This window comes from Zooshikella harenae, from assembly GCF_018837975.1.
GTDB lineage: Bacteria > Pseudomonadota > Gammaproteobacteria > Pseudomonadales > Zooshikellaceae > Zooshikella > Zooshikella harenae.
Genome location: NZ_JAGSOY010000097.1, coordinates 1 through 13,969, shown reverse-complemented (window position 1 = coordinate 13,969; position 13,969 = coordinate 1). Strand labels below are relative to the sequence as shown.

General features: G+C 39.7%; 23 protein-coding genes and 1 pseudogene. 13 read left to right on the top strand and 11 right to left on the bottom strand.

Translation table 11 applies throughout. From position 1 onward, the window contains the following. The 5 genes and pseudogenes from KCG35_RS21870 to KCG35_RS21850 all read left to right on the top strand — a co-directional run. The coding region (locus tag KCG35_RS21870; protein ID WP_215821997.1) for an RHS repeat-associated core domain-containing protein at positions 1-409 on the top strand (409 nt) is incomplete at its 5' end. Positions 410-463: 54 nt separating this feature from the next. Continuing rightward, positions 464-775 carry a DUF4288 domain-containing protein gene (locus KCG35_RS21865; RefSeq protein WP_215821996.1) on the top strand — a complete coding sequence of 104 codons (312 nt, stop codon included), beginning with the start codon at positions 464-466 and terminating at the stop codon, positions 773-775. A 370-nt stretch (positions 776-1,145) separates the two neighbouring features. Then, positions 1,146-1,679: pseudogene (locus KCG35_RS21860) on the top strand (RHS repeat-associated core domain-containing protein); the annotation flags it as partial. Then, entirely contained in the window at positions 1,591-1,899 is a 309-nt protein-coding gene (locus KCG35_RS21855) for a hypothetical protein (protein ID WP_215821995.1), read from the top strand. The pseudogene KCG35_RS21860 and the gene KCG35_RS21855, both read left to right, overlap by 89 nt. Beyond that, positions 1,896-2,402 carry a hypothetical protein gene (locus KCG35_RS21850; RefSeq protein ID WP_215821994.1) on the top strand — a complete coding sequence of 169 codons (507 nt, stop codon included), beginning with the start codon at positions 1,896-1,898 and terminating at the stop codon, positions 2,400-2,402. Before KCG35_RS21855 ends, KCG35_RS21850 begins: the two co-directional genes overlap by 4 nt. Before the next feature lie 44 nt (positions 2,403-2,446). Here KCG35_RS21850 and KCG35_RS21845 read toward each other — a convergent pair whose 3' ends face one another. After that, positions 2,447-2,677 (bottom strand): hypothetical protein, encoded by a 231-nt coding sequence (locus tag KCG35_RS21845; protein WP_215821993.1) that lies wholly within the window; start codon positions 2,675-2,677, stop codon positions 2,447-2,449. A 226-nt stretch (positions 2,678-2,903) separates the two neighbouring features. Between KCG35_RS21845 and KCG35_RS21840 the strand changes: the two genes are divergently transcribed. Next, entirely contained in the window at positions 2,904-4,268 is a 1,365-nt protein-coding gene (locus tag KCG35_RS21840; RefSeq protein WP_215821992.1) for a PAAR domain-containing protein, read from the top strand. Between the two features lie 698 nt (positions 4,269-4,966). Here the strand turns inward: KCG35_RS21840 and KCG35_RS27135 are convergent. Continuing rightward, positions 4,967-5,074, bottom strand: coding sequence for a type II toxin-antitoxin system RelE/ParE family toxin (locus tag KCG35_RS27135; RefSeq protein WP_215821991.1), 108 nt, complete (start codon positions 5,072-5,074; stop codon positions 4,967-4,969). On the opposite strand from KCG35_RS27135, the gene KCG35_RS21830 reads away from it, so the two are divergent. Further along, positions 5,036-5,521: an RNA-guided endonuclease InsQ/TnpB family protein gene (locus KCG35_RS21830; RefSeq protein WP_230409314.1), complete on the top strand. Its 486-nt coding sequence runs from the start codon at positions 5,036-5,038 to the stop codon at positions 5,519-5,521. The genes KCG35_RS27135 and KCG35_RS21830 overlap by 39 nt on opposite strands. A 34-nt stretch (positions 5,522-5,555) precedes the next feature. Here the strand turns inward: KCG35_RS21830 and KCG35_RS21825 are convergent, their stop codons facing one another. The 3 genes from KCG35_RS21825 to KCG35_RS21815 all read right to left on the bottom strand — a co-directional run bounded on the left by KCG35_RS21825 (position 5,556) and on the right by KCG35_RS21815 (position 6,569). Further along, on the bottom strand, positions 5,556-5,861 hold the full coding sequence (locus tag KCG35_RS21825) for a helix-turn-helix domain-containing protein (protein WP_215821989.1): 306 nt from the start codon (positions 5,859-5,861) through the stop codon (positions 5,556-5,558). 1 nt (position 5,862) lies between these two features. Then, complete coding sequence (locus tag KCG35_RS21820) at positions 5,863-6,204, bottom strand: toxin (RefSeq protein WP_215821988.1); 342 nt, start codon at positions 6,202-6,204, stop codon at positions 5,863-5,865. A gap of 65 nt (positions 6,205-6,269) precedes the next feature. Beyond that, a complete protein-coding gene (locus KCG35_RS21815) occupies positions 6,270-6,569 on the bottom strand; it encodes a helix-turn-helix domain-containing protein (protein ID WP_215821987.1) in 300 nt (99 codons plus the stop codon). A 287-nt stretch (positions 6,570-6,856) separates the two neighbouring features. On the opposite strand from KCG35_RS21815, the gene KCG35_RS21810 reads away from it, so the two are divergent. After that, entirely contained in the window at positions 6,857-7,069 is a 213-nt protein-coding gene (locus KCG35_RS21810; RefSeq protein WP_215821986.1) for a hypothetical protein, read from the top strand. 28 nt (positions 7,070-7,097) lie between these two features. Here the strand turns inward: KCG35_RS21810 and KCG35_RS21805 are convergent, their stop codons facing one another. From KCG35_RS21805 to KCG35_RS21780, 6 genes are all read right to left on the bottom strand, one after another. Then, complete coding sequence (locus KCG35_RS21805; RefSeq protein ID WP_215821985.1) at positions 7,098-7,457, bottom strand: hypothetical protein; 360 nt, start codon at positions 7,455-7,457, stop codon at positions 7,098-7,100. 28 nt (positions 7,458-7,485) lie between these two features. Then, the gene (locus KCG35_RS21800) at positions 7,486-7,824 is read right to left on the bottom strand and encodes a hypothetical protein (protein ID WP_215821984.1); all 339 of its coding nucleotides are present in this window, start codon (positions 7,822-7,824) and stop codon (positions 7,486-7,488) included. Between the two features lie 67 nt (positions 7,825-7,891). After that, entirely contained in the window at positions 7,892-8,224 is a 333-nt protein-coding gene (locus tag KCG35_RS21795) for a hypothetical protein (RefSeq protein WP_215821983.1), read from the bottom strand. Between the two features lie 91 nt (positions 8,225-8,315). After that, positions 8,316-8,756: a hypothetical protein gene (locus KCG35_RS21790; protein ID WP_215821982.1), complete on the bottom strand. Its 441-nt coding sequence runs from the start codon at positions 8,754-8,756 to the stop codon at positions 8,316-8,318. A 14-nt stretch (positions 8,757-8,770) separates the two neighbouring features. After that, positions 8,771-9,187: a response regulator transcription factor gene (locus KCG35_RS21785; RefSeq protein ID WP_215821981.1), complete on the bottom strand. Its 417-nt coding sequence runs from the start codon at positions 9,185-9,187 to the stop codon at positions 8,771-8,773. An 87-nt stretch (positions 9,188-9,274) separates the two neighbouring features. After that, positions 9,275-10,402: a helix-turn-helix domain-containing protein gene (locus tag KCG35_RS21780; RefSeq protein ID WP_215821980.1), complete on the bottom strand. Its 1,128-nt coding sequence runs from the start codon at positions 10,400-10,402 to the stop codon at positions 9,275-9,277. Positions 10,403-10,798: 396 nt separating this feature from the next. Between KCG35_RS21780 and KCG35_RS27005 the strand changes: the two genes are divergently transcribed. From KCG35_RS27005 to KCG35_RS21755, 5 genes are all read left to right on the top strand, one after another. Continuing rightward, positions 10,799-11,776, top strand: a complete 978-nt coding sequence (locus tag KCG35_RS27005; protein WP_215821979.1) for a DnaT-like ssDNA-binding domain-containing protein — start codon at positions 10,799-10,801, stop codon at positions 11,774-11,776. Then, positions 11,706-12,518, top strand: coding sequence for a replication protein P (locus KCG35_RS21770; RefSeq protein WP_215821978.1), 813 nt, complete (start codon positions 11,706-11,708; stop codon positions 12,516-12,518). Before KCG35_RS27005 ends, KCG35_RS21770 begins: the two co-directional genes overlap by 71 nt. Before the next feature lie 15 nt (positions 12,519-12,533). Then, positions 12,534-12,977, top strand: coding sequence for a VRR-NUC domain-containing protein (locus KCG35_RS21765; protein ID WP_215821977.1), 444 nt, complete (start codon positions 12,534-12,536; stop codon positions 12,975-12,977). A 44-nt stretch (positions 12,978-13,021) separates the two neighbouring features. Then, positions 13,022-13,165: a hypothetical protein gene (locus KCG35_RS21760; protein WP_215821976.1), complete on the top strand. Its 144-nt coding sequence runs from the start codon at positions 13,022-13,024 to the stop codon at positions 13,163-13,165. A gap of 187 nt (positions 13,166-13,352) precedes the next feature. Continuing rightward, on the top strand, positions 13,353-13,877 hold the full coding sequence (locus tag KCG35_RS21755) for a phiTE_072 family protein (RefSeq protein WP_215821975.1): 525 nt from the start codon (positions 13,353-13,355) through the stop codon (positions 13,875-13,877). The last annotated feature ends 92 nt before the right edge of the window (positions 13,878-13,969 follow it).

The window sequence follows — 13,969 nt, the reverse complement described above, 5'->3', positions numbered from 1 at the left end:
TAGTACTGGACGATACATCGAAAGTGACCCGATTGGCCTTGCAGGTGGGTTAAATACCTACGCGTATGTTGAAGGGAATCCTATTCGTTATGTTGATCCTGAAGGATTGGTTGCACCAGGCAATCACAAATTAGATCCAGATCAGGTTGCTGATATTGAGAAGCAGTTAGCTGATCCAACTTTAGATAAAAAAACAAGGAATAAATTAAAACTGAAAAGGCATGAAAAAGCAACAGGCAAAAGGGGCAGCAGAAAATCAAAAGATAAAATCACCAAACCATCAGAAAGAAGTGGATTAAGCCCAGAGAAAATGATTGGTCTAGGAGTGGGTGTTGGTGTTGTTGGGTGTTTACTTTTCCCTGAAGTGTGTATACCTGTTGCCACAGTTAGTGCAATATGCACGCAATAAAATTTAACTGAATTATTCAGCTTAAAGGTTTGAAAATAAAATTAGGATGGAATAATGTGGTATGCAGCACGATCTGTTTATTTTTTCGGCGTAAAGGATAATGGAAAAAATATCTTCGAAGAGCGCATCGTATGTATTGAGGCGGATGATTTTACTTCCGCACATGCAAAAGCTGAGACTGAGTCAGAAGTCTATTCGAAAGAAAATGGTTTTGTAGCTCATCCAGAGCAATACATCTATAAACAGGATGGTGAAAAACTTTTAGATGGTTATGAGTTATGGTCAGAGCTTTTTGAATCAGACTTTGAGTTGGAAACGTTTTATAATAATAGGTACACACAATATTTATACGATGAAACCACATAAAGTGAAATAAAGCATCTTGAATACATGTTAGGGTAAACCTACCCCTACTTAACGCACAGAAAACATAAAAATCGAGCTGAACTACGGGAGCGAACCGTTGATTTTAATGAACAAAATAGTTCCAGATTTATTTTTCTAAGCCGTAACGCACTCGCCCAGCCAAACGCTGGGCCTTACTTGCTGAAGTTAAGATTTAATCTCCCCCCCCCCCTCTTTCTCAATTTGACCGGCAACAAGGCATGCTCCGCTGATACACTTAACAGCAACACCCCTCGAAGCCGTCAAAGTGCATCGAGGTGGCCGCTCTTTAACAGAAAATTGCATCGAAGTGCTCTGATGCTAGGCTCGGACGCACAAAGCCGTCCTAGTTTACAACTACTTCCGCGATTACGATCCTAGTACTGGTCGGTACATCGAAAGTGATCCTATTGGGTTAAATGGTGGGTTAAATACTTATGCATATGTAAGTGGCAACCCTAGCAATCAAGTAGATCCAAAAGGTTTACGCGGTAGTGTTGCTCTTTATGCGCCTACGATTACTGTACCAGCCCCAACTGGCTTCGCTCCAACTTCCCCCACATACCCAACAGTTACTCCTACATTTTATCCAAATGAGTCTGCTGAACCTTCCTTTGCTTTTGAAACACCAGTTGTCCAACACAACAAGCCTTTTTATAATCCTTACAGTGGAGGCTCAAATATATTTCCTGATAATGCAGGAGAGACTAGTGGTGGGCAAGTTCGTGAGAAAAAGAAAGGTGGTCGAGTTTTAGCGTGCTCAGTGGATCATCGAGAAATCTGTGCTGGTATTTTAGATGATATGTGGAGAGAAATTTATCAAGCAAGATCCTCCTCAGGCTCAAATACAGAAGGAATTGCTCAAAGGTATTACACTCACTGGTGATTTATATAAAAAAGATCCAGATAGTTGGGATAGACATAATGGGCAGATTATTAAACAGCAAAATAGACTGCGTAAACTAATTAAGAAGGCTAATAAATATGGATGCTATATACCTCCTGAAGTATATACATGGCTAAATGTTATTCCTCCAACTAGACCGCATTGGAAAAGACCACCTTGGTACAAGACGAAATCGACTTTAAGTGGAAAAATAAAGTGATTATCAATAAGGTAGTTGAAGAGTTGTGGCAAGCAGCTCTTCAAGATCAACTAGAAATGAGCGGTATTATTCTACGAAAATTAAAGTTAGAAACATATTTACAGTCCGATAAATTTTGTGAGCTTTTTATACAAAAATGTGTTGCTAATCAAAATGTAGAATTAGTCTATGACTTTTGGAGCTGTTTTGACAAAGTAGCTTTTTCTGAAGGGTTTAATATTACTTCAAGCATATTTAAGCACATTCACCATTATACTGATCAAATAAAATCTGACTACTTTGCGTTTAGGGTTATGGACTGGATTGGATCTTTTAGATCAAGAGAAGTTGCAGACTACTTTGAACTAATATATGACCAATATAAAACAAGCCCCCTATATGAAAACCTTGGAACAGGTCTTAATAACTACTTATATGTTGACTATTGCTGGGAAGCTGATCCAGAAGATAAAGCTAGAATGAAGAAGCTTTATGAAAAAATAAAAGCATCTTATAAAAAATAAAAATATTATTTATTATAATAAAAAAGCCTATAATTATAGGCTTTTTATGAGGTGGTTACACTCACAACTTTTTTATCATTATGTCTTAGAATTAAACCTTCCAGTACGGTTCTAGCCGCCTTCTGACCTTCTTCATCAAAATCCAGCAGGGCTTCTAGCTGTAGTTTGAGTTTCCCGCCATATATCAGTAATAACTGATATATGTGCTTGTGCCCTGAGTGCGCCTCCCCCACCGCAGAATACTCAACCCCCCTGAAAAAATAGCCGGTAATCATAGTTATCGGCTATTTTTCGGGTAAAGCGATAATATACTATCAAAAATGGTAATACGTATTACTAAGTGAGTAAATTCTAATGTAGTGAAAAATGACGCCCAACCCCGCCATACCTCAAAAGCACGCAACTGATACAAAATGAAACGATTTTCGCATGATGAGTTACCACAACAGGTGGCGTATTCTGACTACACTGACTGAATAGCCATCATTTGGAGTACAACAAGTGTTTCGGTTAGCGCGAGTGGGTGATAAAGACAGTAAAGGCAATACTATCGTTGAAGGTAGCCCTAACATGAAAGATCAGGGTTTACCTGTCGCCCGTGTGGGTGACAAGCTCAGTGATGGTAGTGTAATTACCACGGGTAATCCGACCATTATGGTTGATGGCAAACCCGCGGCTATCGTGGGCAGTCAAGTGAGTAATGGGTGTGCAATTGTGGGTCCTTGTAGCACCAAAGTTACTACTGGGTTTGATACTGGTTCGGGCCTGAAATCAAGAGCAAAATATAGTCAAACCAAGTCCTTTACTAATACCACTAGTGAACCCAAAACATTAAATGAACAGGATACAGCAGAAGCTTTAATTCATGTACGTGTCATCGACTTTAATGGTTGCCCCATTCCCGCTGCATATGTTAACGGTGTAATTACTAACTCTGAGGGGTTGGCTTCAATTAAAGTTAAAGAAGGTTCTACAGAACTTGAGGTCAGTAAACTACTTAGCCCATATCATACTGATCCAATAACTGATACAGAAACAATATATGCGCAAAAAAATGAAACATATGAAGTTGAGCTTGATACTGAAACTTATTCAGCAATCGGTAAGCTAAGGGTTACTTTTTGCAAAGATGTAAATCTTGATGCTTTATATGGTACTAACATTTGCACATACGATGAGTATCAGGAGTTAATGAACGAGTCAAAACAGCCAGACCATGACTGGGATACTTTTGACTATCTTGGATATGCATTTGTCAAAGTGGCTCGCAAGGTAGGATTAGGTGGCGATCCTTCACAATCTCATCTAGCACAGTTCAAAAATACATGGGTTAGAGAGAATAAAACAGGGATTATATTATCAGCCCGACGCTATAATATAAAACCTGAAATCATTGCAGGGATAGCATGGACTGAAGTGGGAGGGGATTCTGGTTTGCTCAATATTGCTGCCCATGAAGTGCGTTCAGCGGTTGATGCTTTTGAAATCACCAAGTCATCAGATAAAACTTCATTTGGCGATGTAGAAATCCAAATACGCAGAGTCCCTGAAACTGTGGGTATTACTAGAAAGCTAGAATACTGTGAACGAGTACAAGTCATCAATTTGTTAAAAAATGAACAGGTGAATATTGCTGTTGTGACTAAGTACTTAGCAGATATGCTTATTCAAATATATCCTGGTTACACAAAAGACAGCTTTGATGATTACAAAATAATGCTTTCAGGTTACTTATACAATATGGGCTACCCACATAAACTACTGGGAGCAGATAAAGACTTAAACATCATCACGCAAAAAAATATTTCATTTTATGGTCACGATTTATTAAAAAAAATTGATGCTATGCGTGAGTTAATTAAGTAATGAATATAGTCATTGAAATTGTTAAAAGGATTTTATTATATATAATGCTGGTGGTTAATTGCCTTTTATTACTCCCTTTAAGTAGCATTGACCCCAATGAATACAACTATATGGACCCTAATACCAAGACTCCAGCAGATCCTGATGATGTTTTTGGGGCTAATGTAGTCCTGGTGTTATTTTTTATACTTTCGGCTTTTCTCTATTTTTTTAGCCAATCTATTACGATTCAATTAGAGAGGAAAATAGTGCGAATAATATTAGCTATAAGCTTGATTTTGTGCGCTCTGCTGAGGCTTACATGGTAATGTTTTTTAGCTTTATTTTCTATTGAATTATGGAACGAATTTTTAAACGTATATTGTTTTATAGTGTCTTTATCCTTAATGGTTTCTGTTTTTTGGTTTCCATTCTTCCAACCAACAAATATGCGTTGATTGATCCAAATACGACAACACCAGGTGATCCAGATACTATTTTTGTAGTAAAGCTGTTTTCCTACATTTTCTACGCTCTATCAGTTTTTCTGTTTTGGGTGGCTGGCTCAATTTCAGTCAAATTAGAAAAGAATATAACACGTGGGATTTTGTTTCTGCTTGTACTTTTGCACTTCATAGCCAGGTTAGCAGTAAGTTAACTAATTATGTTCCGCGTGGAACATTTTGTGGAACATTAACTACTTCAAGATAAAAGGCTAGCTAAATATATTTAATGATATCGCTGCTTTGATGGGTAATGCGCAATATCTCAAGGTCAGAGCTATTAACTTGATAAAAAATAACATGGCGGCCAGTTGGATAGCTCATCACTCCTTGCCTCGCTTTGCTGTAGAAAACCTCAATATCAAAGGCATGGTCAAAAACCGTAAATTATCCCGAGCAATAAGCGACTGTGGTTGGGGTATGTTCATCACAACCTTACGCTACAAATGCGAGTGGAACGGTAAAAACCTACTGACTATAGACCGCTTTGCGCCTAGCTCTAAGACATGCAGCAGTTGTGGCCTGAAGCAAGAAAAAATGCCTTTGAAAGTACGTGAATGGCAGTGTGAATGTGGCGCTGTACACGACAGAGACCACAACGCCGCCATCATGATAAAACAGTTTGCTTTAGCTGATGCGCTAGGACATAGCACTTGTGTAAAGAGTTCCCCTGTAGCAATACCTATCAGCGTAGGTGCGACAGCGAAAGAGGTGGTATCAGTACCATCTGGGTCACAAGAAGCCCCCACTAGAGCGACGACAGTCGTTTAGTGGTGGGAGTATGTCACCTTATAAAGGGAGCATGTTACAAGCTACTAATCATTTCGACAGCTTCAGGGTGCTTGTCTACAAGTCGAATAAGTACTGTTGCCTGTTTGTTTGGTGTGTGTTCACCTTGCTCCCAGCCTTGATAAGTTCTTACAGGTATATGTAGGCACCGAGCAAAAACACTTTGAGATAAGTTAAGCTTTGAACGAATTTCTTTGAGTTCGTTTGCATTTAAGGGTTTAAGCTCGGAAGCATGCACCTGATGAGTTTTAAGAGTGATTTTCCCTTCACGCTCATCTTTTAAGTCGTTAAAACCTTGCACTAAATCATCAAACAAAGTCATTTTAATTACCTCTCGCCTTAACCTCATGCTCTAGCAATTCTTTCAATACAGATCGTTGTTTGGCCGTTAAATCATCGCTTTCATCTTTGTCATATAAGGTAAAAAGCCAAAACTGCAATCCTTCATCATACCAGTAATAAATGACTCGAATTCCACCCCGTTTACCTTTACCGCGTCGCTTGTCACCAAAGCGGATTTTCCTTAACCCTCCTGTATCTTTTATTACAGCACCCGCGCAAGGATTGTCCATTAACAGCGTTTGAAACTCCCTAAACTCATCATCACTTAAGTAATTAGATCTCTTCCTCTCGAATATTGATAGTTCCTTAAATACAGCCTTCAATTTGGGCCTCTATTTCAATAACTTAACTATACGTGATTCAAGTATATACGTAACTCAAGTACACATCAACAAGGCTGAGAGTTTTCGAGCAAGCCCAATACATTTTTCTGGGCTTCTTTATTATGCGCTCTATAAGCAGCCAGAAGCCTTACTTCATCTTGAGTAACGGCCAAGTTTGGTGGTTGAACATTTAAAGTTTTACAAATAACTTCCAGCTCTCCGAGCGTAAGCTTTTCTTGTTGCTCAAAGTGTCTGTATAGCGTTGTCTTAGGTATTCTTGAGATGCGGGACAGTTCAACTAGAGTGATGTCCTGATCCTTCAGAGCGACATTAATACTATCAAATATCTGCTTTATTACTTCCATTACAACATTCTAAACAATTAGTAGTTGCTTAAAAACTACTCAGTTTTACTCTAATACAAGATGTGATCAGTCGCTCATTTTTTAAGCAGGATTCCCATATATGGGAATTGGATTGACTACATCAGACTAAAATTGACGAAAATAGGGGAATATAGGCGCTTGATTAACATGGCGATTCCCATATTTGGGAACGGCAAATAAGTACAATTTTATGATAGAAATCAATAAGTTATTGTTATAAAATAATGGTTTAAAACTCTCGTTCTAATTGCCAGTTAGGTGGACGTATGAAGCAATTCGGAAGCTTTGAACACCATGCAATCCAGAAGAAAAAGCAGTTCAGTAGTCTGGAAAAAACAATTAATCGTCTTGCTGCCCGTGGTGAAGATGTAACTAGTGAAAGGCTAGAATTAAAGGCGTTACAAGAAGAGCTGGCATTAAAAACAGCCTGTCTTAATATGATTTTGCGTGTAAATGCTGAAGTAGAATCACGACTTTGACATCCTCCCCGCCCTGAAGGACGGGGTTTTACGCGCAAACCGATAAATCACTTGCCTTTATAGACTCAGGCACTGATCCTAAGGACTTAACTAGTAGTGCTTTTAGATGTTTTTTAGCTTCTGTTTCAAGTACCTGTCCATACGACTCAATAACAACATCTGAGACAAACTTGTTGTACTCTGGTAGGCTAACATGTGCAAGCGCGTTACATAACGATACATTAATCTTATCTTTTATATCTCTTCCAAACTCGCTGTATGATTCCATAGAGTTTTTTACGCACTCTTTAATACAGCTATTTAGTCGCTCGGCAATCATTTCCTCGATAGCACCTGTTGTAATCATTGAGTTAATTTGTTCGTTTACAATTTCTTGTAGTTCTTTCATGGTCGTTCCTTGAGATAAATAAAAGGCGTTACTTAACAAGCTTGAGGTGTGTTTTTTTCTGTATTTTTTGCTTTGATTTATATTTCTTATTATTCATATCTCTTCTAGCTTCATCCAAGCTGCCCAGAATCAGATAATGAATCACTTGATCGTATGTAAGTAGACCGGCTTTACTTTGCCGATGGAATTTAAGGTCTTCATGAGTGACAAACTCATAATATTCTCTTGCGTCAGCAATCAACTGTGGTAGAAATGCATTTTTCACTTCTTCAAGCTCAATTTTTACCCTTACAGCTTCACCAAAGTATTGTTCGCTTAACCCCTCAACATCATTTTTTCTTACCCATAGCTCTAGGTAGCCATTCATGTTTGCTTTACCCCGCGCTCTGCTGTAACACCAAGTCTTTCCTGTTTACTTGTTATTGTTTTCACGATTAAGCCACCTTATTTCCATATTTTTTTATGTATAATTCTTCTCGATTTATCTCAATACGGCGAGGAGCCTCAAAGCCAGTAAATATATGGCCTGTAGCTTTTTGCCAGCACACAATATCGGGTCGAGTTTTTCTGACTACAAACATAGTAACGCCGAATAATTCTCGATGCTCCCCATATTTAATGCTAAATAAATCATAAAAATTATCATTTTTTGAAGCATGGAAGGTGAATGATTTACGCATATTAATCACTTTACAGCCAATATAAGTGATTACGACATCATGGCCAATAACTACACTTTTGTTGACTCCAACGATGAGTTCCAACATGGGACATCCCTTTTTTTTTAGACAAAGAGAACCTAGGTCGCTAACGCGATGAGTAGTTTTTTATATGGGTATATTATGTAACTATTTGATTTTAGGCGGCTTTATGCTTTTTTGCGTTGCAGCTATGAAAATAAAGCGCAAAATCAAAATTTGAATCAAATATTTTGTAATGGTCGATTTCAAAATCAATATAAAATCGTAAATATTCAAGCACTTTTGCTTCATCTAAAAAGCGATTTTCGATACTGATAACCATTAATTCATGATTTTTATCGAAAGTAACTTCTACATCCCCACGGTACAGAACTACACCAGATGGCAGGCTTTGTAGAGCTTGTAGCCTTATTCCGAAAAAATTGTCTGATTCTCCATAGGGGGTTAAATCATTAACAAAAGGCGATCTGCTAGAAAAGACAGTATCTGTATATTCACCAATAATGGCGCGTTTGTTAGATCTTTTTAACCCTATCTTTAACTGCTCAATTAAAGGTTTTACAGGCTCATTTAAATAATAAATAGTTAACCTTTCCATAGCTGATCCCTCGCTTATGCAATAATAAATATAACTAAGGTTTGTTCTATACGTCTTGCGGTTGTTGGTCTGCGTAGTGTGCGCGTTGGCTCTCGGTTGGGGTCGCCTTCTCGCTTAATACCAATCCTCATATCAACAACTGAGTTGATTGCAATTGAAACAGCGAGTACAACAGCCATGACTGGCTCAATGACTTTATGTCTTATTAATTCGGCAACAAGTTGTGTACGGTTTTTAAGGTGGTATTTATGCAGTGCCTGTTTTACTTTCTGACGTATAGTGTCGTGAGAAATAGCTAACTCTTTAGCCATCTCTTTGTCAGTCATTCCCAGTAGTGACCAGAAAGCAAACTGTGTTTGTCGTGGACTTAAAAAGTTGTTCTTTAGGTGGGCTTTCCAGCGGTGAGCTGGATCTTCGATGATATCTTCCATGCCGAATATCCTTTTGTATCCTAAAGGAAAGATTATTCGACATAGTTTAACTTGTCAATAAATATTTGGTTAACTAAGAATATAGCTTTACTTGTGATATCGCTTAATAGTTGAGTCGAGAATTCTAAGCATTTCGAAGAACTCTTGGCTAATGCCATGATCAGATATGTAAGTATACATTCCCATCACAATCTTCTTAGCCTCCTTTTGTCTAGTTGCTTGAAGCTTTTCAATATCTTCTTCTATGTTAGGTTTGTCGTATTGTTCGACAATGCTTTTTGGTATATAGCTGTCTGACTCCAGCCATTCAAGTGAAACCCCAGTCACCTCTGCAATTCTTCTTAATGTTTTCCTTTCTTGAAGAGGTTCCTCACTATCAGGTTTTTCCCAAAAGTTAACTGTTATAGGTGGGACCCCTAAAGCGTCGGCAAGCTCTTGCTGCGTCATCTTGGCTTGCGAACGAGCAATTTTAATTTTTTGACTTATATTACCTACAGGCTCTTCGGTTTGGCTGATTGATAAAGCATCCATGAAGTTAGATAAGGGCTTATTTGTAGCTTTTGAAATTTTTGTTATAACTTGCATGTCAGGTAATACACGTGTTTCAGCCTTTTGAGACTCCCATTTACAGACAGTAGAACCATTGACACCGACAAGACTTCCTAAATCCTCTTGAGTTAAACCAGCCAACAACCTAGATTCTTTGATTACTTCCCAAATCGGTTTTTCCTTACTGTTTTCAGATTCCATAAACCATGTAATTGGCGTATTAGTAACTTCTGCAATTCGTTTTAATGATCGTCGCCGGCTGTTTTTGTGTTGCTTTTTTGGGCTTTCCCAAGCATTAACTGTAGCCCTAGAAACCCCACAAGCTTTTGCCAAATCTTGCTGGGTCATATTAGCATTGGTTCTTGCTACACGTATCTTTTCCCATAGGTTGGTATCATTTGATTCCTCCTCTTCTGGTTCTTCCCCAAGCTCCTGTTTAATCTTTTGCTGTAAAATACAGCCCATAAAATCCCCTAGAGGAACACTTGTAGCATCTGCTATTTGCTTTAAGGTGAACATTTGGGGAGTCATGCGCTCTTCTGGGTTTTTTGTCTCCCATCGCGATACAGTCACCTTAGTAACACCTGTTAACTCCGCAAGTTGTTTTTGTGTCAGCCCAGCTTCAACTCTCGCCGTCTTAATTAGTTCCCATAAATTGTTAGACATACTTTCGCCGTAAAATAATTTGACAAACGTTTATTGAGGCCACACAATTAAATTGACCATCTATACTTTAATTTACACTTGTTTGTAACAGTCGTTCTCGAAAACTTGTTATTACATCACAGTTTGGTTTCAGAAATGAAATGAAGTGGGGGTGAATCGATGTAAGGTATAAATCCATGTTACTCCGCCAGAGTTATTTGCAGTAGCTCCCCAGTGGGAGCTGAACCCGAGGAAAAATAATAACAGACGAGGATGTCACTATGCAGAACACATCATAAGCCGTCCGCCCAGCCTAAACCTTAATTAAATAAATCGAATTAAATACCTGCGTAATTTCGGATTTTTGCGCAGATAAGGTCTTTTTGTGCCAATTAAAAGAGCCGGAGGAAAGCAAAGGTGTCAGTTAAAGCGATCAACTGGGCATTTGAGCTAGGACTACAACCAGCAACAAAACTTGTGCTTTTAGCGCTTGCAGATCAAGCCAATGATGAGGGGGTGTGCTGGCCTTCAATGAGTACGATAGCGAAAAAAACCAGTTGCAGTACAACTACAGCTAGGCGTCACATACAGCTACTCGAAAAAATGCAGTTGTTAATATCGACAAATCGTGAGCGTTCTAATGGCTCATGCTCATCAAATCAATATCAATTATTTATCGGTAAAGAGCCAGTTAACCCTGACGATTCACCAAAATCTGATCCAGAGTCGGGGAGTGATCAAAAAAGCGACGGTTTACCTGCAAAGTCCAGTAGTGAAGCCCCTGCCAATTTGAGAGGGGCTAAATCAAGCCCCCTTCAATTTGATAGGGGGACCCTATCACCGGTGACAGGGCCAGAACCACCAATAGAAACTACTACTACTGCTAGTGCGCGCGAGGCTGAAAATCGTTCGCCAAAGGTTAAACAAAAAAAACCGGAACGAGATCCGAGAGAACACCCCATTTTTCAACGGGGAAAAAATCAGGATCAAAACCCTGAGCCGCCAGTAAAAAACAAACCTGGTAAATCCATGACTGACGACTGGGAACCGGATTGGGAGAGAGTGCAAGCAAGCTCGGTAAGGGCTGGTATTGATCCCGTATTTGCAACCCTATGCGTTGATGAATTCGTATTGTATTGGTCTGCTCGACCAGAAGTTAAACACCCCTGTTGGACAGCCAGATTTATACAACACCTGATTGATCAATGGCCTCGATATCAATCCCGTCAACACCGCACAGATCAAGTAGAAAACGCGCTCAACGAGAAGGCGGCAGCCCGAATAAAGATAATTAATCAAGAAGCCCAAACCATGGAGGTGAATCATGCAATCAACTCAACAGCTCATACAGAAAACGCTGCATTCATCGAAAGGCTCACGGACACAGACTGGTGAAAATACGGCGAGAGATGGCTATCAAGACAATCAAAACCAGGCAAAAACCATCTCGCAATTACCGGTCAGTGAGCAACGTATTTTGGTCAATCAAATATTCGGGATGTTTGAGGCAAGGTGGCCGCTGCAATACAAAAAAGCGTGGCCTTTGGATGTCCCAACGACTGCAAACAAAGGAGTAAACCTTGATATCAAGCTGAAGACGGCAAAGCGAAGCTGGCTCAACAATGAACGCTTTCAGCAGTTAACACCTGAACAGGTAGAGCTTGGTATACAACGTACGTCGTCGGAGAGTCGATTTATTCCATCGCTCGCTGATTTTCTTATGTACTGTGCGGAAGCTGATCGAGACAAGCATGGTTTACCCACGGCAGATGCAGCATGGCGCGAAGTCACTCAACACTGTCACGAGCAAATGACACACAACTGGAGTCACCAGACCGTCTACACAGCCGCTAGAGCAACGGATTTCTTTCGTATACGTAGTGCTCAGGGTGATGAAGTAAAAGCGCTGAGAAAGACCTTTGAGAGCCTATACAAGCAACTGTGTAACCGTATCGCGCGTGGTGAGCAAATACCTGACGTCAGACCTGCGTTAGAAGACGCTAGAAGTAAATCACTACTGGATATCAACGAGCAGTACCACGAAGCCAAGCTTCAAGCACAGATCAAAGCCCAAGGTTTACAACAACTGACGTCAGCTAAGTCAGCATTAGCTGCGATGAGATCCCGCTTAGCCTAATGGAGCCAGACAAGCATGAGACCAAAGAAATACGTAAATCATTTAACCCCTGCGTATGTGGCAAAACGAAAAGATCACGAAGGGATAGAGCAAAAGCATTTATTTGCATGGATGTTTGCGTGTCACAGAGGGCTTTATGACTGTGCTTTTCATGTACCGAATGGTGGTCACCGTCATGTCGCGGTAGCTAAGAAGCTGAAAGGTGAAGGCGTTAAGGCGGGGGTGCCGGATATTTTGATTCTACAGCCCCGAGGCGGGTATCACGGACTGGCTATTGAGTTTAAAGCGACACCTCCGAATGATGCGCCGGTGAGTGGCTTACAGCTTAAGTGGTTAAACCGGCTAGCAGAGAACGGGTATTTATCTGTCGTATGTCGTGGCACTAAAGCTGCTAAAGAAACGATTAGCAATTACGCCCAGCTGTCTTTAGATCAACCATGTCAGACATTGACTCAGTAGAAGAATACAAACGCGACTGCCATGCACGCTGGATGCTCGACAATATGCCAGCAGAAGGGATACGCGAGTGGCTCAAAAAGCAGCCTGCAGAATTTCGAGAGGATATGCGCCAGCGCCTGAACCAGGAGCGTGAAAAGCGGAGAAATCGCGGTGATATCAATCCTAATTCAAATAATGGACCCCGATAAAACATACACCTGCGAAGAATTAGCTAAAGCCACGGGAAAGCAAATACACATCATTAACGAAGCGCTTAATTGTGCCTATAAGTTTGGATTATTAGAAATATTCGAGGGGGTGAATAAAAAGAAAACATTTAAATCACGGCAGTTGGTGCTTGAGCTTCAAAATTAAAATCATGGAGGAAAATAAAAAATGCTTATTCATGAGTCTAAAATAACCAAAATAACACTCTCAAAAATCGAAAACATAGATACTATCAATGTATTTATCGAAGACTTTAAACCAGGGCAAGGCCGAATCACGATTGAGTGTTTTGATGAAGCTTGGAGTAAATATTGGGGGTCTATGGGTGATTGCACAGTTTCTGAGTTTGTTATATCAACACAAACAGACTACATACTCAGAAAGCTTTCAAGGGTACCGAAAAAAATCATAGCTCCTGAAAGTGTATTAATTGAAGATGCTCGATCTTTAATTATAAAAAATAGAAAAGACGGATTATTAGATAAAGACCAAGCTTGCAAATTATTCAATGATTTAGAAGACATATGCAGTGAAGATGTTTATGCCCACTATGAGCTTTTTGAAGAAATATACGGCCTGGATTGGTATGACTCTCTTCCCAAAGAGCCAAACCCCGAGTATGAGTACTTATTTAGCATTATTGAAGCAGTAAAAACAGGGCTTTCACAGCTATACCAACCTAAAGCAGCATAGGACTTCAAGTTATGGCTGAAGTTTTTATCGATGGTGTTCGTTACGTTCCTGCTGCAGAAATACCCAAGTTAACTGATCTCGACTTTGGCCAT